20 protein-coding genes and 1 tRNA gene are annotated in these 20,481 nt (G+C 61.1%); 9 read left to right on the top strand and 12 right to left on the bottom strand.

Annotated features, from left to right (window positions below):
• Positions 1 to 61: 61 nt before the first annotated feature.
• Both BCCGELA001_RS01265 and tsaD read right to left on the bottom strand, forming a co-directional pair.
• A complete protein-coding gene (locus BCCGELA001_RS01265) occupies positions 62 to 1,042 on the bottom strand; it encodes an NAD(P)H-dependent glycerol-3-phosphate dehydrogenase (protein WP_060734434.1) in 981 nt (326 codons plus the stop codon).
• Between the two features lie 2 nt (positions 1,043 to 1,044).
• Complete coding sequence (gene tsaD / locus BCCGELA001_RS01270; RefSeq protein ID WP_060734435.1) at positions 1,045 to 2,118, bottom strand: tRNA (adenosine(37)-N6)-threonylcarbamoyltransferase complex transferase subunit TsaD; 1,074 nt, start codon at positions 2,116 to 2,118, stop codon at positions 1,045 to 1,047.
• Between the two features lie 148 nt (positions 2,119 to 2,266).
• On the opposite strand from tsaD, the gene BCCGELA001_RS01275 reads away from it, so the two are divergent.
• From BCCGELA001_RS01275 to BCCGELA001_RS01315, 9 genes are all read left to right on the top strand, one after another.
• Complete coding sequence (locus BCCGELA001_RS01275) at positions 2,267 to 3,013, top strand: uroporphyrinogen-III synthase (RefSeq protein ID WP_060734436.1); 747 nt, start codon at positions 2,267 to 2,269, stop codon at positions 3,011 to 3,013.
• A 78-nt stretch (positions 3,014 to 3,091) separates the two neighbouring features.
• Complete coding sequence (locus tag BCCGELA001_RS01280) at positions 3,092 to 4,348, top strand: COG4223 family protein (protein WP_008539368.1); 1,257 nt, start codon at positions 3,092 to 3,094, stop codon at positions 4,346 to 4,348.
• Between the two features lie 35 nt (positions 4,349 to 4,383).
• A complete protein-coding gene (locus BCCGELA001_RS01285; RefSeq protein ID WP_060734437.1) occupies positions 4,384 to 6,165 on the top strand; it encodes a heme biosynthesis protein HemY in 1,782 nt (593 codons plus the stop codon).
• Between the two features lie 101 nt (positions 6,166 to 6,266).
• Positions 6,267 to 6,342, top strand: a tRNA-Thr gene (locus tag BCCGELA001_RS01290).
• A 323-nt stretch (positions 6,343 to 6,665) separates the two neighbouring features.
• Entirely contained in the window at positions 6,666 to 7,439 is a 774-nt protein-coding gene (locus tag BCCGELA001_RS01295; protein WP_008539352.1) for a TIGR04255 family protein, read from the top strand.
• 106 nt (positions 7,440 to 7,545) lie between these two features.
• Complete coding sequence (locus BCCGELA001_RS36685; protein WP_144441088.1) at positions 7,546 to 7,950, top strand: hypothetical protein; 405 nt, start codon at positions 7,546 to 7,548, stop codon at positions 7,948 to 7,950.
• Positions 7,951 to 7,955: 5 nt separating this feature from the next.
• The gene (locus tag BCCGELA001_RS01305) at positions 7,956 to 8,651 is read left to right on the top strand and encodes a hypothetical protein (protein WP_008539347.1); all 696 of its coding nucleotides are present in this window, start codon (positions 7,956 to 7,958) and stop codon (positions 8,649 to 8,651) included.
• Between the two features lie 22 nt (positions 8,652 to 8,673).
• Positions 8,674 to 9,153, top strand: coding sequence for a hypothetical protein (locus BCCGELA001_RS01310; protein WP_144441089.1), 480 nt, complete (start codon positions 8,674 to 8,676; stop codon positions 9,151 to 9,153).
• Positions 9,154 to 9,158: 5 nt separating this feature from the next.
• On the top strand, positions 9,159 to 10,067 hold the full coding sequence (locus tag BCCGELA001_RS01315; RefSeq protein WP_060734440.1) for a hypothetical protein: 909 nt from the start codon (positions 9,159 to 9,161) through the stop codon (positions 10,065 to 10,067).
• 588 nt (positions 10,068 to 10,655) lie between these two features.
• On the opposite strand, the gene BCCGELA001_RS01320 is transcribed toward BCCGELA001_RS01315, so the two are convergent.
• The 10 genes from BCCGELA001_RS01320 to BCCGELA001_RS01375 form a co-directional block, all read right to left on the bottom strand.
• Positions 10,656 to 11,243, bottom strand: coding sequence for a hypothetical protein (locus BCCGELA001_RS01320; protein WP_060734441.1), 588 nt, complete (start codon positions 11,241 to 11,243; stop codon positions 10,656 to 10,658).
• An 11-nt stretch (positions 11,244 to 11,254) separates the two neighbouring features.
• Positions 11,255 to 11,533, bottom strand: coding sequence for a hypothetical protein (locus tag BCCGELA001_RS01325; protein ID WP_008539326.1), 279 nt, complete (start codon positions 11,531 to 11,533; stop codon positions 11,255 to 11,257).
• A 773-nt stretch (positions 11,534 to 12,306) separates the two neighbouring features.
• Positions 12,307 to 14,844 carry a bifunctional DNA primase/polymerase gene (locus BCCGELA001_RS01330; RefSeq protein WP_158511592.1) on the bottom strand — a complete coding sequence of 846 codons (2,538 nt, stop codon included), beginning with the start codon at positions 14,842 to 14,844 and terminating at the stop codon, positions 12,307 to 12,309.
• Positions 14,845 to 14,940: 96 nt separating this feature from the next.
• Positions 14,941 to 15,144: a hypothetical protein gene (locus tag BCCGELA001_RS01335; protein WP_144441090.1), complete on the bottom strand. Its 204-nt coding sequence runs from the start codon at positions 15,142 to 15,144 to the stop codon at positions 14,941 to 14,943.
• A gap of 321 nt (positions 15,145 to 15,465) precedes the next feature.
• Entirely contained in the window at positions 15,466 to 16,326 is an 861-nt protein-coding gene (locus BCCGELA001_RS36690; RefSeq protein WP_008539319.1) for a hypothetical protein, read from the bottom strand.
• A 52-nt stretch (positions 16,327 to 16,378) separates the two neighbouring features.
• Positions 16,379 to 16,723: a hypothetical protein gene (locus BCCGELA001_RS36695; protein WP_144441091.1), complete on the bottom strand. Its 345-nt coding sequence runs from the start codon at positions 16,721 to 16,723 to the stop codon at positions 16,379 to 16,381.
• Positions 16,724 to 16,919: 196 nt separating this feature from the next.
• Complete coding sequence (locus BCCGELA001_RS01360; protein WP_008539315.1) at positions 16,920 to 17,870, bottom strand: hypothetical protein; 951 nt, start codon at positions 17,868 to 17,870, stop codon at positions 16,920 to 16,922.
• A gap of 32 nt (positions 17,871 to 17,902) precedes the next feature.
• Positions 17,903 to 18,340 carry a hypothetical protein gene (locus tag BCCGELA001_RS01365; RefSeq protein ID WP_008539313.1) on the bottom strand — a complete coding sequence of 146 codons (438 nt, stop codon included), beginning with the start codon at positions 18,338 to 18,340 and terminating at the stop codon, positions 17,903 to 17,905.
• Positions 18,341 to 18,473: 133 nt separating this feature from the next.
• The gene (locus BCCGELA001_RS36700) at positions 18,474 to 18,716 is read right to left on the bottom strand and encodes a helix-turn-helix transcriptional regulator (protein WP_008539306.1); all 243 of its coding nucleotides are present in this window, start codon (positions 18,714 to 18,716) and stop codon (positions 18,474 to 18,476) included.
• A 178-nt stretch (positions 18,717 to 18,894) separates the two neighbouring features.
• Entirely contained in the window at positions 18,895 to 20,211 is a 1,317-nt protein-coding gene (locus tag BCCGELA001_RS01375; RefSeq protein ID WP_060734445.1) for a tyrosine-type recombinase/integrase, read from the bottom strand.
• Positions 20,212 to 20,481: the final 270 nt, after the last annotated feature.

Consider the following 20,481-nt stretch of genomic DNA (forward strand, 5'->3'; position numbering starts at 1 on the left):
TGCAACCAATTCAATATCAAGACGTGGATGCCCGCGACAAGCGCGGGCATGACAGAGGATGTCATTCCTCTGCCTTGAAGGGGCGCGTCATCAGTGCCGAGATCGCAGTGTCGATCGTGCTCCGGCCGCTCAGGATCGACGCGACCGCGTTCGATACCGGCATCTCGATGTTTTGCGAAGCCGCGAGTTCGATCAACACCGGTGCGGTGGACTCGCCTTCCGCGAGCTTGCCCGCAGCCGGCTGCTCGCCGCGGCCGAGCGCGAGGCCGAGTGCGAAATTACGCGATTGCGGGCTCGAGCAAGTCAAAATGAGGTCGCCGAGGCCGGACAGGCCCGTGAGCGTCTCGCCGCGTGCGCCGAGGGCACGGCCGAGACGCGTCAACTCGGCAAATCCGCGTGTGGTCAGCGCAGCTTGCGCGGAGGCGCCGAGCTTGCGCCCGACCGCGATGCCGACCGCGATCGCCAGCACGTTCTTGGCGGCGCCGCCGATCTCGACGCCACGGATGTCGGTCGTGTGATACGGTCTGAATGTCGGCGAGCCCAGCGCCTGCACCAGGTTACTTGCCAGCGCCTCTTCCTTCGCGGCCAGCGTCACCGCGGTCGGCAGGCCGCGCGCGACGTCGTCGGCGAAACTCGGGCCCGACAGGATCGCGGGCAGCGCATGCGGCGCCGCTTCGGTGATCACGTCGGTCATGAATTTATGGGTGCCGTGCTCAATGCCCTTGGCGCAGGCGACGACCGGCACCGGCTTTGCCATGTGGGAAGCCAGCAGGTTGACCGCGCCGCGCAGGTGTTGCGCGGGCGTCGCGATCAACAGCATGTCGGCGCGCGCAGCGAGGGCCAGATCGCTCGTCACGACGATCTCCGGAGCGATCGGCACGCGGGGCAGCCGTGGATTGTCGCGCGTTGCGGCAATCCGGTCCGCATGCTCGGCATTGCGCGCCCACAGCGTCACATTCCGTCCTGCCCGCGCCGCCACGGTGGCCAGCGCGGTGCCCCAGGCACCCGCTCCGATCACCGCGACGGACTGGAACGCGGTCATGGCTAATATCCCGCCCGCGTCTTGCCGTAACCCGCCGGTGCCGTCGCGTTGGCATCGAGCAGCCAGCGCGCGCGGGGCTGCGCGTCCATCGTGTCGGTCATGCCGAGCGCGAGACGCTCGGCGCCGGCCCAGGCGATCATCGCGCCGTTGTCGGTGCAGAGCGCCGGCGGCGGCATGATCAGCTCTGTCCCGGCCCGCTGCGCGACGTCGTGCAGGGCGCCACGGATCGCCTGATTGGCGGCCACGCCGCCGGCGGCCACGAGCGCACGCGGTGCGCCGAACTGCTCGCGGAAAAGCTTCAGGCCGACGCTCAGCCGGTCCGCCGTCGAGTCCAGCACGGCGGCCTGGAAGCTGGCGCAGAGATCGCTGACGTCCTGCGGCGTGAGCTCAGCGATCCGGCTCGCTTCGGTACGTACCGCTGTCTTCAAGCCCGACAGCGAGAAATTGGCATCGGGACGGCCCTGCATCGGCCGGGGGAAGGCGAAGCGTGCGGCGTCGCCGCTTGCGGCAGCACGCTCGACCTGCGGACCGCCGGGATAGGGCAGGCCCAGCATCTTGGCGACCTTGTCGAAGGCCTCGCCGATGGCGTCGTCGACCGTGGTGCCGAGCCGCACATATTGGCCGACGCCGGTCACTGCCACGATCTGGGTGTGTCCGCCCGAGGCAAGGAACAGGCAATAGGGAAATTCGATGCCATCGGTAAGGCGCGGCGTCAGCGCATGCGCCTCCAGATGGTTCACCGCGACCAGCGGCGTGTCGTGCACCATCGCGATCGCCTTGGCGGTGGTGAGCCCGACGATGACACCGCCGATCAGCCCCGGCCCTGCGGCCGCCGCGACGCCGCCGAGCTGGGCGAAGCCGATGCCGGCCTCGCGCATCGCGCGGTCGATGATGCCGTCGAGCAGATCGACATGGGCGCGGGCTGCGATCTCCGGCACCACGCCGCCGAAGCGGGCGTGCTCTTCGACCTGCGACCGCACGATGTTGGACAGGATCCTGCCGCTGCCGTCGGGTGCGCGCTCGATCACGGCCGCGGCGGTTTCGTCGCAGGTGGTTTCGATGCCCAATACCAGCATTGGCGAATTGTTATCCAATTTGCGCCCTTGCGCTCATCCGGAAAGCCGAGTTCTGGTACGTCCGGTAGCATTCCGGGGATGGCTTGCGCAATCGCCACGCGCGGTCGTCCTCGTCCATGCGCCGCCAATTGGTTCGGGAACAGCAGCGATGTCCATTCTTGTCACACGGCCGCATCCCGACAATGAGGCGACGGCAGAGAATTTGCGCGCGCGGGGGTACGCGGTGTTGCTTGCGCCTGTGCTCAAGTTCGAGCCGGTCGCTTTTCACGCCGAGAGAGAGACGAGCTATGACGGCATCGTCGTCACATCAGCCAATGCGATTCGCGGCATCGCGCCGCAACTGCCGGACCTTGGTCTGGCGCACCTGCCGCTGTTTGCGGTCGGCGAGCACACGGCCGCCGCGGCACGCGACGCCGGCTTTGCCGACGTGACCGTAGCCGGCGGCGATGCGGCGGCGCTGCGCGGCAAGGTGGTGCAGGGTGCACGCGACAAGGTGCTGAAGAAGAACTGCACGCTGCTTTACCTGGCGGGCGCGGATCTGTCGCGCGATCTCGGCGGTGAGCTCGGCGCCGAAGGATTCAACGTGGTCACGCAGACCACCTATCGCATGGCGCCCGTCAAGGTGCTGCCGCGCGAGGTGTGCGATGGCTTCGCTGCCCACGGCATCGAGGCGGTGCTGCATTACTCCCGGCGCAGCGCACGGGCGTTCCTGGACGCGGCGCGGGAGGAAGGTGTTGAAATCTCGGCGCTGGCGATACCGCAATGCTGCCTGTCCGAGACGGTTGCTGGCGTGCTCCGCGAGGCCGGCGCGTCGCAGGTTCTGGTCGCGGCCACGCCGGACGAAAATGCCCTGTTCGACACCTTGGAGCGTGCTTTGCGCACCCGTTTGGCGTAAGAGGTCGGCCCGAATCCGACACAATCGGATCCTCCCAAAGGATCCGTGCAAGGTATGGAAATGTGAGGAACCGTCACGATGGCCGACGACAAGCCTGAAGACGCAGGATTGGCCCCCGACGCCGGTCGTGCCAAGCGCACCCCGCCCACCATCGACCTCGAGGCGACCGAAGTCTCGACCCAGCCGCAGGAGGCGGCGGGCGAGCCCGCAGCTCAGCCGCCGCTAGAGCTCGCCGAGACCGCGCAACCACAATCCGAGCAGGCCAAGTCCGAAGAGGTTCAGCCCGAAGAGCTTCAGCCCGAGCACGCCGACCCCGGGCCGGAGCGCAATGAGGCGGAAGCCGCCATCGCGGCTGCCGCCGTGTCGCCGCCGATTTCGCCTTGGGTGATCGCGCCGTTCTCCGGCGCTGCGGCCGCGGCCGTCGTGATCGCGGTCGGCTGGATGCTGGGCTGGCCCGCGGTGCAGGCGCCGCCTGCCGCACCACAAGTCACGAGCGCGACGGTCGACGCGCTCAGCGGGCGTGTCAGCGCAGTCGAAGCCAAGGCGGGCAAGCCCGTCGCCGATCCGGCGACGGCGGCGCGAATCGATGCGCTGGAGAAAACCGTCGGCAGCCTGCGTAGCGACCTCGCCAATCTGCGCGCGCAATCCGACAAGACAGCGAGCGCACTGAATGACGTGAAGCCCGCGCCCGATCTTTCCGCGCTCAACGACCGCATCGCGCAGCTCGAACGCGCCAGCAAGGCCGAACGGGCCGAGATCGCGCAGCAGGGCGAGAAGATTGCCGACGTCAAGGCAATGGACGACAGGCCGCTGCGCCACGTGGTGGCCGCCGCTCTGCTCGACGTCGCGGTTCGCCATGGCGATCCCTATCAGCAGCAGTTGGCGGCGGCGCGGTCGCTGGCGGCCAAGCCCGATACGCTGAAGCCGCTCGATACGTTCGCATCATCGGGCATTCCGACGCCGGTCGCGCTGAGCCGCGAGCTGCTCACCATCGTTCCGAAGCTGTCGCCGCCGGCGGAAGCCCAGGCCGGTGGCGCCGGTATCGTCGAGCGTCTCCAGGCGGGCGCATCGAAGCTCGTCCGCATCGAGCGCACCGACGGCGTCGGCAATGACCGCGGTGCGATCGTGGCGCGCGTCACGGCGGCGGCGCTGCGCAACGATTTCGTCGAGGCGCGTCGCGAGTTGAAATCGCTGCCGGAGGCCGATCGCACCGCGGCGCGGGCTTGGCTCGACAAGGCCGATGCCCGCGATGCCGCGCTCGCCGCATCTCGCAAATTCGCCGACGATGCCATGGCGGATCTCGCCAAATCCGATTCAGTCAAGCCCGCTCAATAAGGTTCGCGCAACAATCAGCGCGTATAGGGACTGTCATGCTTCGCATCGTGCTCTTTCTCATTCTGATCGCGCTGGCGGCGGCCGGCGGCGCCTGGGTTGCCGACCAGCCCGGCGAAGTGGTCCTGACCTGGGGCGGTTGGCGGGCCTCGCCAACCATTCCAGTGTTCGTGCTCCTTCTCGGCATCTTCGCCGTTGCTGTCGTCCTGCTCTGGAGCATCGTGACCATGATCTGGCGCACGCCGGGGCGTTTGCGCCGCCGTCGTCACGAGAAACGCCATGCGCGCGGCCGCCACGCCATCACCCACGGCCTGCTCGCGATCGGTCACGGTGACACCGCGCTTGCCCGTCGGCACGCGGTGGCGGCGCGGCGGCATGCGCCGAACGATCCGCTCGCGCTGCTGCTGCATGCGCAGTCGGCGCAGCTCGACGGCAATCGCGATGAGGCGCAGCGCGCCTTCCGCGCCATGGCCGAGCGCGAGGACACGCGCCTGCTCGGCCTGCGCGGCCTGTTCATCGAGGCGCAGCGCGCCGACGATGCGGTCGGCGCCGTGATGATCGCCGAAGAAGCGATCAAGCTGTCGCCGTCCTCGGCCTGGGCTTCGCATGCGGTGCTCGGCTTCCGCTGCGCGCGCGGCGACTGGAGCGGTGCGCTCGCGATCCTCGATTCCAATCTGTCTGCGGGGCAGATCGACAAGCCGACCTATCGCCGCCAACGCGGCGTCCTGCTCACCGCGCGTGCGCTGGAATTGGAAACCATGGACCGCGACGTCGCGCGCGAGAGCGCGATGGAGGCGGTCAAGCTCGCACCGACCCTGGTGCCAGCCGCGGTGCTCGCCGCGAAATTCGAGAGCGAGGCGCATCAGGTGCGCCGCGCCATGAAGCTGGTCGAGGCCGCCTGGCTCGCAAACCCGCATCCCGATCTTGCCGATGCCTATGCCCACGTGAAGCTCGGCGATACCGCGTGGCACCGCCTGCAGCGGGTCGAGACGCTCGCGGCCAAGACACCGGCCGACAAGCCCGGTCATGTCGAGGGCCAGCTCGCGATCGCGCGCGCCGCGATCGATGCCTCCGAGTTCGCCCGCGCGCGCGAGGTGCTCGCGCCATATCTCAAGGACCCGACGCAGCGCGTCGCGCTGCTGATGGCCGAGATCGAGCGCACCGAGCATGGCGACGGCGGCCGTGCCCGTGCCTGGACCTTGCGCGCGGTACGCGCCCGCCACGATCCCGCCTGGACGGCGGACGGCTATGTCAGCGACGGCTGGCGGCCGGTCTCCCCGGTCACCGGGCGCCTCGACGCCTTCCAATGGCAGACCCCGGTCGCAAGCCTGCCCTCGGACAGGAGCACCACGATCGAGTCCTCGGCGTTCGAGGAAGCCATGCTGGCGGCCCCGCCCCCGAAGCGGGTGACGGCGGCAGCCAGCGAAGCTCCGATGGAACCGCCGGTGGCGGCTCCGGCCCCAGCCCCGGCCGCTCAGGACAATTCGCCCCCACAGGCCAAAGAGGCCGCCAAGGAAGCCCCCAAAGCCGCCAACGAAGCTGCCACAGAAGAGCCGGCGGTCACGCCCGCCGATCCGGCCGATCCGGCACCGGCGCCGGCCGAATCATCGCCGCCGCCGGCCACGCCGGTGTTCCGAAGCCGTGCCGATCTCGGCAAGCCCGGACCGGCCCCAATCCCCGCCGTGATCCCGATCGTCCGCGCGCCGGATGATCCCGGGATTGATGACGAGGGCCCGAGCGATGAATTTACGGAACAAATCGGCACGCCCAAGGCTCAGGCCGGCGGCTGGCGCGGATTCTGGTCCCGCTGGGGCGCGTGAGGCGCATTTCGGCCGCCGCTTGTTCTTGCCAATTCGGGCCATGCCCGATATCAGGGGCCCGCGTATTGGAGCCAACATCCGTTCGGGCTCCGGCAGGGTTCGCCGCAATAGCTCAGTCGGTAGAGCACGTCATTCGTAATGACGGGGTCGGGGGTTCGAATCCCTCTTGCGGCACCAGTACTTAGATCCAATTCCAATCTGTCGAAAACTGCCTCGGGTAAGCTTGGGGTAAGTTGAGGCTGCGCTTGTCGCCGGAAAAGCTTCCCGGCTCTCTGCGCCCAGGGCGGCGCTGCGCCGCTCGGACTCGCAAAAACGCGTCTTGCACGCCCAAGCAGTCCAGAAGGATCGAAAGCGACCATCAACGATTATCTGGGATCATACCTGAGGCTGAGTTTGCCTCGTAACTACGCCTGTCGTTGTGGCGGCCGTACAGCTAAACCGCTGGACGAACCGGCACCGACCTCCTAGGGTGCCGATTCGGGGATGCAAAGGGCTTGGCGATGAAGTTTCCAGCTAGGGACAGGGTGCTTTATGACCCTAACCCGCTCATCCAAGTCGTCTGCAACGTCTCATTCCCTCGAATACTGGCGATTGATCACGAACTGCCGGTCGGCTTTCAACAAGACTTGATTGAGGCGTTTCCTTTCCTCGAAACGCAGGAAGCGCCAATTGTGACAGGCGCTACGGAGCGTGCGGAAGAGAAGGCGCCGCGTTCGACGATATACGAATTCTACTCTTCCGATCGAAACGTTACGATCGCGCTTGGAGCAGATTTCGTGGGCATTCGAGTCCTCGAATACGAACGCTGGGAAAAATTCCGAGACCATATTCGTCTGGCGGTATCGACGTTGCTGAAGCACTACTCGCCAAAGGTGTTCACTCGGCTCTCGCTAAATTACGTGAACTCCGTCGAGCGGAGCAAACTTGGACTCGAGGGCGTGCCGTGGCGCGAACTGATAGCACCAGAGTTGATCGGGCCTTTTGCTCGGGAGGACATTCCCGAAGCCGAAGTTGAGAGCTACGCCTCTGTGATAAATTTTCCGATCGCTGAGGGCACGGTCAGAATCGCAGTAGGTACTGCTACGCCTGACGAACCCGAAGAGAAGCAACGTTTCCTGATTGATAATCTTTTCCTCTCTGCGAAAGCAATTGACGCCGATGAACAACAAAGCCTCGATCGTCTCAGCGCTTTCAATGCCGAAAGCGGCTGCGTATTTCAGTGGTGTATCCGGCCACGGCTACATGACGCCCTCAATCCTCGACCAGTTTCCTGAGCCGCGGAGGCTTGCGGAAGACGAGTGTATGGTCGTCGGAATGTGGATTTGCGACCATACAGACGAACCTTCGCGACTAGTCCTCGCCCATGAGGACACACTTCGTTTGGCTACGTCTATTTGCAAAAACTGGCGCGTAAATTACAGCGGCCGTTGGGCGCGCCCATCATTGCCAGAGATCTGGCAAACCCAAAGAAAGAAGCCGCTCGATCTGTCATGGCTCAGCGACGCTATCGTGGCCGGACCGGAACGTAGCAATACTACTCAAGTGAAGGCCGCCATCGCAGGCGTAAACAAGCTTCTAAAAGACAGAAGGTTCGACGACATTAGTCGTATATATGGCGTGATTCCGCCGAAAGTACTCTCGCCCGAGATTATGTTGGCCCTGCTTAGAACAACGTTTCAAGTGAAAGAGCGGATTCCAACTTGGTACGCGCTCCTCACGAAGGTGAGAGCAGAGCTCGATGCGCGCGGACTTCCGGCCAAGAAGATTCTCGTTGGCTTGATCTGACAAATATGCCCCTGCGTTCGAATGCCGAGCATCCGTTTGCAGAAGTGAACTTTCTTGGCATCGTCGCCAAGAAGGTTGATCCAATTTACGAGGGACATGAATTCGGCATTCATGTGGGCTTCCTCTATCAACTAGAGGATAATCAGCCACGTGTTGCTCATTTTGCTTGGCACGAAATACAACGTGACGATGAACCGGACGACTCCTACCTTTGGAGCGAGATAAACTTGGACGAGTCGAATCGGTTGGTCGTAGCCTCATGGCTCGATGACCGTCGAGCCAATCCGGATTTGATTCCATACGGTTTTCGGACTGATGGCAGTCCGTACGTCGAAGAAACCAGCGACTTCGTCGCGCCGCCCATCGGGCAGGGTTTTACGTGTGCAACATTTATTGTTGGCGTCCTGAAGCACTTAGGTTTCCCTCTGTTGGTTGAAGACAGCTGGCCGGATGCGCGCGAAGACGACATTCTTTGGCAAGAGGGAATTGTCTCAAAGTTGGAAGGCTGGGCCTCACCAGAGCACAGGGGCGCGTTGAGAGACGACGTCGGAACGAAGAGGTTTCGTCCTGAAGAGGTTGGCGGTGCTGCCTGTCGAGCGCCCGACTGGCCTGTGCTCTTCGAGGATGCATCTGTCGTTGCAGCGGAAATTATAGCAGAACTGCGCAACCACGTACCGGAAGCCGAAGCTCCGGGGCAGTAGTCGCCGGTCGGAAAGCTTCTACATGTGGCCACCATCCATTGGACTTCTGTTTCTGGTTTTGTGCTCAACAGTTTCCAGCCCCGTTGCTGCGCAGGACAAGCCGCGAGATGAAAGGGAAGCTCGCAGGCTTGCAGCGAGCAATTACATCAATTGTCTCAACCACGAAGGTGCGCGGCTCCTAGACATGACTGCGCGCACGAAACCGAGCCAGTTCGAAAAAGTCGCGACGGTACTATGTAAGGACCACGAGGAAAGACTTCGGAAAATTCTGCACCTAGATATGCTGCTCGCCCAAGTGCAGTCGAAGAACTTCCTAAACAAAGAAGCTCAGCAAGCGCTTGCCGAGGCCATCGAGCAATCAATCAACAGCATGCGTCAATCGATGGTCGTCGTTTACGCTGAAGAGTTCGACAAGCGGTATCCCCGCCTCCGCAAGTGCGCGATGTCTTCAAGTGCAGCACTGGATGAGAGACTCAAATACTTTTGTGCTGTTCGAGATTGAGCACGATGACGAACCGCTACTATGTCGGGCAACTGTTTTTCAACGCAGACCCGCCGATCGAAATATCCAGGGCTGAGTACGATGGCGCTGTTGACGCCGTGCAAGGTCTGCTCCACTCGCTTGACGCAGAAGAAAAGTACGACAACTTGCTTGAGAACTATCGAGAGCTTGAGGAGTTCATTGTCGGGCAATCTCTCAGGTCTCTACTTTCGATCCGAATCGCTGACTCCAATAACCATCATGCCCCTCGCAGTACGACGGGAAGAAAGTTGTCGAATTTCCTGTCATCGGTCAGGCTGTATCAGGACTCAGTAGAGCGTCACGCTGTAAGTATCACTGGTGATACTGCTATCGGACCTATGGTGCACGAAGAAAAGAGCAGCCAATTCGACCGGCTCCAAAGCTATCGCACGCTTGAAGCGCTTCGAAATCACGCGCAACATTTCGCGCTCCCGGTGCATGGCTTCACCGTTGCTCTACGTCGTACCGACGATCTCAGATACGTCGATCATGAATTCAGTCCGGAAATTCATGTGGATGAACTCGCGCTTAATCCAAGGTTCAGCCCTGCAAAAACTCTGGTGGAGTTGCAGGCTGGCCCAAACAGAATAAAGCTGAAGCCATTGGTGCGAGAATATGTTCAATCGCTTTCCGCAATCCACGAAAAATTCCGTCAGTTGACGTGGGGTGCGACCGAGGCCCATCTAGATCGCTTCCGCGAATTGAAATCCCGTTTATTCTTCAGGAATAGTGAGATCGACGATATCGGGATAGCCGTCTTCCCTGGAGACAAAGATGGGCACAAAACCGGTGCCGAGACCAATCTCTCCGCGGCTCTTCCCGATGCGCTGACGCAGCTGCGCGACAAGAACTGCCATTTAGTGAACTTCGCCGCTCGTCGAGTTGCTTATTAGCGCCCAGCGCGCGGTGGACTGAGCTAGGTCGGACGCACGGCGCCTTGATAGAAGATACGGACGCCTTCAAACCTGTCTACAAATCGCGCAAGCCTTAGTCGGCGCGGGCAATCTTCCAAGTTCCGAACTAAAATCTCGCCTTCTGCATCGAGCGGCGTTTCGTCGGTGTGCCGCCGACTTTAAGTCGATGCGCCTACATCGGTTGCTACAGAACTTTCGCTTCCCGTCATGCAGCGGCGTGTCGCACACAACGCAGTTCGGAAACCGATCGGGCGGCTTGAAGCCCGGCCGTCGATGTCGCGCAGCATATTGCGCACATCTCTACTGCCGGCGTACGGCGCCGAGGCAATCCCGAGAGCAATACTTCCGGTGGCGGTGTTCCAGCGCAAACAGCTCGCCACAATGCCCGCAAGTTCGCATCATCATCGTTGAGTAGCCTTCAGGCCGGCGTCGATCAATCGCCGCACGACTTCCGACTCGCCTGCGTTACGCGGCGGCGGTCCCGATAAGCGCGCGATGGCTTTCGCCTGATCCGCACGCAAGCGAACGGTGATCCTGGATGGATTTTTACCAAGGCGGCTCGGACGGCTAGGCGGCTTGGACATGGGCGTCCTCCTCAGAAATCGCTCGAAGCGTGTCGTTGATGACGTCGTGAACCACCATCGCGACCACAGCGGAGTCCTTGCGTCCAACGGGGTCTGACTCGGCGAGCGCGCCAAGTGCCTTTGCGACGGCGTCAGGCATGGCGCGCAGATGCCTCCGGATGACGTCGGCTTCTTCGCGATAAAGCGTTACGGCTTCGTCGACAGTGACAAGCTCGCGCCGGGTCTCGGCGTTCTTCAATTCCAGCTTTTCCACTTGCGACAGAATTAGCTTAATCTGATTCCTACGCAGCAGCGACAAGTCCGGGTCGGCGGTCGTCTTCGCCCGGTCCTCGATCATCCAACGCAACATGTCGCCAGCGGGAATCTGCCACGGCTCGAATTGTGTCCCCCGGCTCAGGACGGGCCCGCCATTCTCGATTGCGCGATCAAGATCATATCTCGCGATGCCGAAGGTTCGGCAGAACTCCTGCTTCGTCATCGTTGCGCCGGGGCCAACGCGATCGGGATGGGGAACGGGCATATAGGGCAGCACTTCCATGGATTCGAACTCCGGGTATTTGTGTTTTGCCATGGGGAGACTCCTCAAATCTTGGGGTTGATTGCACTGCGATCGAACGCGTAGTTCATCGGGGCCGTCCGGCGTTGCGAGCGATCGTCGGCCGGTGTGTATGCGGGCAGGCGGTCGCGACCCGAGGCAACATCTGCGAAGGCACGCGCGAGAGCCGCATAATTCTGCGGATGAACGCTGTTAAGACTCGCGTTGCCCGTCATCGCTCGCCAGCGCACGACTCTGCGGGCCATGTCGTGGCCCTGGCGCTCCGCGAAGTCGTGATAGATCGATTGGAGTTCGGCGCGGGTCATTGGTCCATCCTTGATGTCGGACAAACCCTAGGAGCCGTGGCGCTGAAGAGTCAAAGTAACAAACACTCGCGCGTCGGCGGCGCCGACGCTATACCCGCGACAATGAATGTGCGAATCCGGCTCTGCCGCAATGCATCGTTGGTGCAGAAAAATATTTCTCTACATGTGCGCTGACGTCGTGCGCTCCGTTCTTGCCCTCATAGCGTTTTTGCGCGGACTGGGACCCGCGGAAAAATTTCTCAAGCTCGCAAGCGGCAATATTTCTCTTCCTTCATCGCCGGCAAAGTCTTCCTCAACAAATGTCGGGTGTGGCCAGAAGCCGCGTTGTCGAGAACGTCGCACATGTCGATGGCGCGCTAGAGCGGGTGATTGGCGTGCTGTGCTTTATGTAGCAAGCGATTGAGCTTAAGAGAGAAAAGGCGGGTTGGCGCATCGGACCAATGAACCGAGATCAGCTTTGATCGGCCGCGGCAGTGATTTGTGGCTGCACTGCTCGGCGTACGCTCTATCTCGGGGGTGGCAGGTATGCGCGGCGGCGACGGCGTATCCAGAATGTATTGGACGCCGATGAGTAGCGGTCATGGCAAACGCATATGGGGTGGGGTGCTTTGCGGGTATGCGGGGTATAGCGGGCATGTTTCCAGCCCATGCGAGTATGAAACCTTTTATGGTCTGAGTTTGGGAAATAATCTCTCGGCTAAGATGGCAGATGTGTTTTCTACTCTGGCGGGCTGGAAACATGCCCGCTATACCCCGCATACCCGCAGCCGGGATCACGCGTCCCGCACATTGTATTTCCACATCTTTGCATGAGAGTCGTACTTCCCGACTAGGCGCATGCCGCCTAAAATCTTGCCGTTGCGGGCGTGCAGATACCGACCCAGGTTCTTTGCATTTGCACTGCCGGGTACTGCGCTCTCAATCGCCTCCGTCAACAGCCCGTCCGAACAATCATCACCCATCTTGATCAACTCCCCTGCCGTCCACGCCGCGTCGCCCGCGTTGTCCTTGATCGCGGCGAATAGCTGCTCAAGGTCGTTGCGCTCGGGGTCGTCGGTCGCGATGAAGTCGCGTGTCTTGCAAGGGTCCGGCTCGCCGAGCCATACCAGCGCCCCGCGCACAAGGTTCGACCAATCCTCGAAGCGACCGAACGGCGTTAACTCTTTGAGTCCCGGGCGGCCGGCGACCACAAAGGCGCGCAGCACCGTCAAGCCAGCGACGACCAATTCGACGCGATGCTTGGGCACCCATGTCTTTAGGTCGATATCGAATCGACGCGTCTCAGGGTTTTCCATCTGCGCGTCGAGACGGCACAACAGCGAGCGCGTGGTCATGTCGCCTTTGTAAGTCAGATTGTTGCCGCTCGCCATCATCAAGACATTAGTCGGCACCTCCACGCGCCGGCTCTCGCCGAGAATGCGCGATTGCCATGTTGACTGAGTCAAGACTGTGCAAAGGGCGTCACCCTCAATTGGCCGCTTTACATTATCGATCAACAGAATCAGGTCATTCTGAAGCAGGACGCTGAAGAGCCGCTTTTCATCTTCCTCTTCGTTGGCACCCTGACTCATTGCCGTTGTGAGCCGGCCGGTTGCGATCATTGAGACGACGTCGATTGCCAAAGTCTTGCCCGTCCCCATCGTCGGAGCGCTTGTGCCGTGCATGGGCGCCGAGTGAAGCGTTCTGCGAACCAACGCCGTCAGAACAGCAGACAGCATCACCGACCGACTCGCACTGCGACCCTTGGCGTTGGCCACGAACGGGAAGCCCGCAAAAGGCTTTTTCAACAATTCGAGGGCGGCAATAGCGTCGGCTCGCGTTGGCTCTTCAGGCACATCGGGAAATTGGACCCCACCCATGTCGAGCAGCAATCCGGATTGAGAATCGTATCCATCGGAGTCGATGATTGAGCCGTCCCTGCGCAATGTCGGTGCTTCAATCACGCCGGTGATGACGGGCAGCTTCCACTTGTCGCCGCGCGCGAGGTAATGCGTAGCGAAGCCGAGCGGTGCCGCAAACTTGTTCGCCTTGCCCTTCTTGTCGAGCTTGTGGAAGGGCACGGTTTGAATCACGTATTCGCGAAGGCGGTGTTGATTGACTTCACCGATGGTCAGCGACCCGGCCTTGCGCCTAATCCCCTCGTCATTACCCGAGTCTTTATCAACGCGAACAGGATGCACAAGCCGCCCGCCCATCTGATAAAGCGGGGTGCCTTGATCGATCAAGCAGCGTTCCGCAAAGTCCAAGAGCGCCGGCAGCTGTGTTTCGTTATACAAGCGTGACCTCGGCTCTTCCTTTTGACCTTCGAGCCAATTGTCGTCCTCGGCGGGGGTGTCGAAGTCTAGGTCTTCACCCATGTCGAAGTCCGGGTCGTCCTCGAAGTCGTCCTCGGTCACACTGCCCGCCGCTTGGAAGCCGCTCGCGCCGGCTTCGCGCAGATATTTGTTCAGCGTGCGGAAGGTCACGCCGTCGTTCTTCTCGGCGTGCAGACTGTCCCACCGCTTGCCGATCATATAGGCTTCTTTGGCGAAGGCCGGGTCGGACGTGGACCAATCAACGAACTCGCTTCGTGCCTCGCCTGCGCTGGCATGGTGACACGCTTGCATGACTTGCAACCATTTCGAATGTTCGCTGAAGTCCTCGGCGTCGAGTTGGGCGAGCGCGGCGGCGACCTGCTCAGGAGTCATTTGTCCGCCGCCGGTCATGGCGCTACGGGCTGGACGTTCGATCGCCTTCAGGAGTCGACGCGGCGCCATTAGCAGTTCGCCCGTGATCGCAGGATGCGAGTCGTCCCACTTATAGGGCTTGCCGTTGGGGTGGATCGAACCGGCCGCCACGACCTGCCGGCCCTTGGTCTTGAACTCGACTCCCCCATAGTCTTCGCTTTCGAGCGTATCGCGAACCAACAGATCGGCCGGCTTCGCCATGTAGAGATGCACGCCGCCGCTGCCCGTGATCACCTTGGGATATTTGGAGTCGTCGATGCCAAGATCATCACACAGCTGAAGCCATCCGCGGTCGCCGCCATTGCGCGGATCGATATCGACGACCAACTGATCAGCCTTCAGACGGATGCCGCCGTTCCGCTCTTCTTCGAGACAGCGGGCCTTGACGGCTTTGGAGTCGTATTTCTTCGTCGGCCATTTAGGGTCGATGGGCGCCTTGCCTACCTCTTTGGTCTTGCCGTTGGGGTAGGTCTTCCGGGCCTTAGGCTTGTGCAGGGGGATGAACTCGAAGGCGCGCACGGGGTAGTTGATGAAGGGCTTGGGTTTTGTTCCTTTGCCTTTGCGCGCCTGATCATTCATATTCATTGTCTTGCTCCACAGTGCCTTCATGCCCCGGACCCGAGTTTGCTGCGCGGCCGGGGTTTTCGTTTGAGTCGCTGGGGAGCGTCTGCCAGTAACGATTTACTTTGCTTTTTGTGCGGCGTGTCGCCTCTGCTTCAATGTCTCAAGGTCCGTACGCTGATAGAAATTCGCATGACCAATCTTAACTGGCTGGGGCGCCTTAGGATCACGCTGCAAGTGCATCCGAAAGGCATCAACCGTTTTGAACCCGGCGACAACAAAAGCCTGATGCGTCGGCAGAAGCGTTTCGAATTTCACGTTCATCGTCATCGTCCTTGTTCGTTTAAATAATCATCAGATCGAAGCGCGAGTCAAAGTAACACTCCGCATGTCATTCTGACGCGTTCTTAATCAGAAGCTTCTCGAATAGGGCATCGTCGAAGCTGTTGTTCAGCCGGGCATGCAAGAGCGCTCCGATCAGGCCCAGCTCATGTTTCGAGACGTCCCACGGCCACTCACACGCCTTTTCAGCGAAGTACATAGTTGGGGGGCAGACGTCCCATACCATCTTCTGTAGGGGCGTCGGGTTCGTTTCCGCGTGAAGTCGTTCGCCACGCCGTAGGACGGCTAGAATGAACTCTCGGGTCATGGCGCTACCCGTTGTTCATCCAAGATGTCCCGCAAAATGTCCTGTGCCACGTCCTCAATCTGGCGCTCAATTCCCTCAATGATCGCTTCGGCCTTTCGCCCCGCTGCATTTTCCGCTTCACGCTCCATCTGCTCTTCGGCGTTGATGACATATAGTTCGTATTCGAACCGACAGAGCATTTCCTGCCGCGCCGTCCAGCGACGCCAGTAGCACGCAGCGGCCGCGTGATTGGTCTTCGGGATGTCCGCGGGTCGACCGGTGGCGCTGCCGTAGTGGCGGCAAACGTGCTCAAGCGCCTGCTCATATCGGGCTTCCTGATATGCGAATTGCTCTGAGTACCAGGGTCGCCAATCATCTGGCACGGTCTCGGCTCGCGAGTCGGGCGACCACGCACGATATGCAATGTACTTCAGCCGGTCTTTGGGAATCCGCGCGACCATGCTTGTAACTGGCGACTCAGTGGGCGAGCCTTCGCCGCAGTAGTCGTCCATCCAACTCCAATTGCGGTGTTTCCCATCGGCGTCGCCAAACGGGAGGCAAAACTTGTATGCGTTGCCGCTGTGCAAAAGCGCTGGCCGTTTCAGGGCTTCGCGATGCCACGCTTCCAACGCTGCGACGCTCTGATGCGCCTGTTCCTGAGCGGCTTCGAGGTCGGCCGGCGTCGTGCAGAAGCGCAAGGCATCCTGGTCGCAAAGAGTCGAAAACGCCGCCTCCAGCTTGACGCGCGCGCGATAACGACGTCGGTCGAACTCATTTGCGATGCCGGCAGCGGTCCCGTCGTAACTGCCGAACTGATGGGCTAAATAGGCTCGCCTATGCCTGCCGGGCGCTCGCGGCCAGTCGGATTGCTCGGACATGTTTTGACTCCTTGAAAAAAAATAAGGAGGCGTGGGGAGGCGCCTTGGCTCATTAGCCGCGGTTAGCCGGCGGCGGATTATTCCAGCGATCAAAGATCGCCACATGGTCAAGCTCGCGCGGAGGTTTCGTGCGTTCGCCGCGTCCGTAGGCGGCGTTCGCCATCCGCTGCAAGCGGAACTCCGTCTTCGCCTGTCCGCCGTCGCCTTGGAATGTCAGTTGTTCAAGGTCGGCGATCGCTTTCGCGACGTCTGCTTCGCTGCATTTTCGCCAGCTATGTGGCCCTCGCGCACCTTTCGTGTACTTCTGAAGAGCCTTGTCGGCCGCCTCACGGCCGCGGGCGGCAAGAGCGGCTAAGTACGCGCGCTTGAGCGGCGCCATTTCAGTGTTGTCGGTCATAGTCTCAATTCCTTTCACTAGTTGAGCCGTTATTCGAAAGCATCGAGTCCGCCGCCGCTGCATTCACACCAATCTTTGACGATCGGCGGACTCTCAGCCGTTTGCTGCGATTGGCTAGAACCGCAGCTTCCCCAACGCACCATGCCGCAACAAAAGGAGTCTCAACCACAGCACAGTGCGCAAGGGATTCCGTCGATCACGCGAACTCGACGTCCAAGATTGCGAGTGGGTTCGCCGCGAAGCGGGGCCCGGTGTTGATGCCGCGCGCTCGGCCGGTCCGATAGATGAATTCGGCCAGCCGCTCGATCTGTAAAATCTCCCCGTCGATCTTCTTCAGCATCGCGGGCCGATCAGCGACGGGAATCGCCTTCTCGGCGTCGTGGCCGGCGAGAGCCATTGCTTTCAGCCGCTCGCGAATCTCGGGACCGAAGACCGCGAAGAGTAGCGTTGCGGTGTCGTTCAGGCGAGAGAGACCGCCGGCTCCATTGGGGATCGTCAGCATCGGCGGTTCGAAGGATCGCGGCGAGAAACGGCCGGACGATGTGTTCTCACGCGGGGTGCGAAGCTTACGCAGGGCGTGCGCAACGCCGGTCGATGCGTCCGGATAGAAGCGATCGATGGCAGCTTCGATGACGCTCGCGGGCACGGGTGCACGTCTGACAGCATCCTTTTCTCCGAGCTTAGCCGCGCGAGCAGTCCGACATGCGTCATGCTCCGCGACTAGGTCGGGGCCGAGTTCGGCTTTGAAGTTGAGAGTTCTCAACTTTCTGAAAACGTTGGCCTGGGCAAAGTCCTTGCAAACCTGAGATCGGTTGCCCGGCTGCAAGCGGCGTTTAGCTTCGAAGTCCTCTTCAAGAGCGCTCAATTCCAGCTTCTTTGCCGCGATCGTCTCGTCGGCGAGCTTGTTAACTTCCTCTGACGGGACTTGCGCGCGTTCGTTGAGAAGCTTTTCATTCTGTGCCCGCGCGATTTCCAATCGGATTTCCGCGGCCCGCTGTTGTTTTTGCTCATACTGTCTGTATTCAAATTCAGCGAGGTCTTCTTCGCTTTTGGCGATCTTCTGCGCGGAAGGCGGAAGATTGTCGGTCGGCGCCTTAACCGCCGAACCGGGCTTGCTCGGAAAGTGAGTGATCTGTTCGGTGGGCATCGGACTTTCTCCGGTTTTGAATGTCGATGGAGTCAGCCGTACACGCCCGAAGGCCGTCGAGTCTTACCCTGTTGTCGGGTAGTTTCTGATTCGAGAATGTGTTTGCATCTCGCCAGCAGGTCCCTGAGGTGCGCTGCGTGACGTGCTTCGCTCGCGCTAATCCAAGCAACAATTTCGTTGCCGTGGTCGCGTTCGCAGATTTCGAGTGCCCCGGTGAAGCCCTTCTCGGAAGCACTGCCGAAGCCATGGATGCTTTGGACGCACGCAAGAAGGACAACTCTGTCTGAAATGTTCAGGCTCTTGCGAAACATCGTAGTCGTTGCGAATGCTTGGGATCGCCGCGTTGGAGCCGATGCTTTTACGTTGAACAAGGAAGGCAAAGCATCAACCGCTGCGGCGAGTCCGTCCGCCTCGTTGAATGCGACGAACCGGCGGCAGGCATCATCAATCTCTTGCATGCTGACGGTCATGACCGCACCACATGGAATGTGGTGCGGCGTCGTCTAGCTTCCGCCTGCCTGCGCAACGCGATTTCATCGTCCTCGCGCCGCAGGATTTCATCAACGAAGGCGGCGCGAGCGTCTTCCAATGTGCGGGGCGGGGTCATGACCGCACCTTGCGGCGCTTGTTCGGTGTGCAACCTTTTCCGATCATCACCGCTTCCCAAGCGACGATTTCGGACAGGCGCCAATAGCGCGTGGGCGTACCTAAGTAGACAGGTTGTGGAAATTGGTCGTCGCGCATGCGACGGTGAATCCACATATCTGAAGCGCCATCGAACCGGCGCTTGATTGTGGCAGACGTTACATATTCGGCGTCATCGCCGGGGCGAGGGGTGTAAGCCATTGACGCGACTCCATCGCGCCGCCCTCGAAGGGCGGTCGCAGTGAAGCGCAATCACGGCCTTACCGGCGTCTAAGCGCCGCCCCGTTCGGTTTCGTCGCTTGCAGTCCGGAACGCGTCCCGTGCGCCATCCGCGTTCCCTTCCCGACAAACAAGCTGGTGTCAGACATAATCTAACAGCTCACTTTTGTCCAAGTAACACATTCGGAGTCGACGGGAGTCCGACAATTCGCAAAACTTCCGACGACCATGCTTCGAACGCGCGGACCTTCTGTTCATAGAAGTCGTGTTGCAGATAGGCGTCATCGTCCACATGGTTGAGACAAGCTTCAGCAACTTCGTTGTCAAAACCGAGCCGCTGCATACGGGTTGACCCGGTGCGACGCAGGTCGTGGAGGGTCCAGTTCGGAATCGTCTCGACGTCCGGGTCTTCTGCTCGCGCGATTTCGAGCATCGCAGCATCGAGCCGCCTTTTGGCCTTCGAAAATCCCGAGAAGGCGTTTTCCCCATCGGTGCAGAACAGATACCCGGTATCGTTCCTTACGGTCGGAATCGCCTTGATGACGTCAAGCATGGCGTCGGTCAGGAAGATTTCATGTTCGTGGTGGTTCTTCGTTCGCTCGGCGGGAATGATCCACGTGCGACGATTGCCCATATGCAACTCGCGCTTGCGCACGCCAGCGACTTCGTTCCGGCGTGCGAGCGTTAGAATCAGCAAGCGTACAAAATAGCCCATCGGGAACGGCTCTTTGGCGCAAGCAAGCCATAGCCAGCGCAATTCGGCGTCTGTCAGCTTGCGCTTACGTTTGTTGCGCTTTGCCGTCTCCAAGCCTTCGCACGGCGATTTTTGGATGCGCCCCTTCGCTACGCACCAATTGAAGAACGAGGCGAGCACGCGATGCAGCCGTGCTGCGGCTTGGGGATGATTCTTCGCGATGCCGTCGAGCAATGCGGACACGTCCGCCTTGGTGACTTCGTCGAGCCGCCGCTTGCCCCATACCGGCTCAAGGCGCCGCTCATAGTCCTGTTTGGCTCGCAAGGCCGTGGATGGCCGCCACCCCCTTTTGCTTCGGCTCTTGGGCTTCGGGGCGTTCGTCCAATCGGTCCACGCCGTCGAGAACATCGCCCCGTGGTCGATCCCGGCGGCGGCCTTGCGCCGAGCCTCCGCCTTCTCCGCGGCCGGGTCGGCCCCTTCGGCGATCTTGGTCCGGAACCGGCTGGCGAGCTTCCGGGCGGCGGACAGTCCGAATTCCTCGCTGTAGGGCTCTAGCGTGAGCTTGCGGGGCACGCCTGCCGCTTCGTATCGGAGAACCCATGTCTTGCTGCCGGAGGGCTGCACGACCAGCCCTAGGCCCCGTACGTGGTCCTTTCCGGCGTCCCGAAGCTCATAGCGGCCCGCAGGGTCGCCCTTCGCGCTGGCGGCGGTCTTTGCCGTCAGCGTCGGCAGCGCTCGGGCCGGGCCGCGGGGCTTCTTCTCGACGATTGCGCCTTCGCTCATTTCGGGGCCCTATCAAGCGGCCGGGGTAAGCTAGGGGTAACACGATCGGCCGGAATAGGGTGTTAGATAGCGTTGGACTCTTGGCCGCACAACCCAGCAAAAACCCTTTCAGATGTAGGAGTTAATGCAGACTTTGCGTTCGAAAGTGTTTGGTGCTGTTTGGACTCTATCCGTTATTCGTAATGACGGGGTCGGGGGTTCGAATCCCTCTTGCGGCACCAGCGCCTCGATCCCGGCGTAGCTCTCTCCCCACCTGCCTGCGATCATATT

This window comes from Bradyrhizobium sp. CCGE-LA001 (genome assembly GCF_000296215.2).
GTDB lineage: Bacteria > Pseudomonadota > Alphaproteobacteria > Rhizobiales > Xanthobacteraceae > Bradyrhizobium.

What these genes read in the sequence shown, in the direction of transcription:
- BCCGELA001_RS01265 (WP_060734434.1), bottom strand. Translation starts at nt 1,042, where the DNA reads ATGACCGCGTTCCAGTCCGTCGCGGTGATCGGAGCGGGTGCCTGGGGC.
- tsaD (WP_060734435.1), bottom strand. Translation starts at nt 2,118, where the DNA reads ATGCTGGTATTGGGCATCGAAACCACCTGCGACGAAACCGCCGCGGCC.
- BCCGELA001_RS01275 (WP_060734436.1), top strand. Translation starts at nt 2,267, where the DNA reads ATGTCCATTCTTGTCACACGGCCGCATCCCGACAATGAGGCGACGGCA.
- BCCGELA001_RS01280 (WP_008539368.1), top strand. Translation starts at nt 3,092, where the DNA reads ATGGCCGACGACAAGCCTGAAGACGCAGGATTGGCCCCCGACGCCGGT.
- BCCGELA001_RS01285 (WP_060734437.1), top strand. Translation starts at nt 4,384, where the DNA reads ATGCTTCGCATCGTGCTCTTTCTCATTCTGATCGCGCTGGCGGCGGCC.
- BCCGELA001_RS01295 (WP_008539352.1), top strand. Translation starts at nt 6,666, where the DNA reads ATGAAGTTTCCAGCTAGGGACAGGGTGCTTTATGACCCTAACCCGCTC.
- BCCGELA001_RS01305 (WP_008539347.1), top strand. Translation starts at nt 7,956, where the DNA reads ATGCCCCTGCGTTCGAATGCCGAGCATCCGTTTGCAGAAGTGAACTTT.
- BCCGELA001_RS01310 (WP_144441089.1), top strand. Translation starts at nt 8,674, where the DNA reads ATGTGGCCACCATCCATTGGACTTCTGTTTCTGGTTTTGTGCTCAACA.
- BCCGELA001_RS01315 (WP_060734440.1), top strand. Translation starts at nt 9,159, where the DNA reads ATGACGAACCGCTACTATGTCGGGCAACTGTTTTTCAACGCAGACCCG.
- BCCGELA001_RS01320 (WP_060734441.1), bottom strand. Translation starts at nt 11,243, where the DNA reads ATGGCAAAACACAAATACCCGGAGTTCGAATCCATGGAAGTGCTGCCC.
- BCCGELA001_RS01325 (WP_008539326.1), bottom strand. Translation starts at nt 11,533, where the DNA reads ATGACCCGCGCCGAACTCCAATCGATCTATCACGACTTCGCGGAGCGC.
- BCCGELA001_RS01330 (WP_158511592.1), bottom strand. Translation starts at nt 14,844, where the DNA reads ATGAATATGAATGATCAGGCGCGCAAAGGCAAAGGAACAAAACCCAAG.
- BCCGELA001_RS01335 (WP_144441090.1), bottom strand. Translation starts at nt 15,144, where the DNA reads ATGAACGTGAAATTCGAAACGCTTCTGCCGACGCATCAGGCTTTTGTT.
- BCCGELA001_RS36690 (WP_008539319.1), bottom strand. Translation starts at nt 16,326, where the DNA reads ATGTCCGAGCAATCCGACTGGCCGCGAGCGCCCGGCAGGCATAGGCGA.
- BCCGELA001_RS36695 (WP_144441091.1), bottom strand. Translation starts at nt 16,723, where the DNA reads ATGACCGACAACACTGAAATGGCGCCGCTCAAGCGCGCGTACTTAGCC.
- BCCGELA001_RS01360 (WP_008539315.1), bottom strand. Translation starts at nt 17,870, where the DNA reads ATGCCCACCGAACAGATCACTCACTTTCCGAGCAAGCCCGGTTCGGCG.
- BCCGELA001_RS01365 (WP_008539313.1), bottom strand. Translation starts at nt 18,340, where the DNA reads ATGACCGTCAGCATGCAAGAGATTGATGATGCCTGCCGCCGGTTCGTC.
- BCCGELA001_RS36700 (WP_008539306.1), bottom strand. Translation starts at nt 18,716, where the DNA reads ATGGCTTACACCCCTCGCCCCGGCGATGACGCCGAATATGTAACGTCT.
- BCCGELA001_RS01375 (WP_060734445.1), bottom strand. Translation starts at nt 20,211, where the DNA reads ATGAGCGAAGGCGCAATCGTCGAGAAGAAGCCCCGCGGCCCGGCCCGA.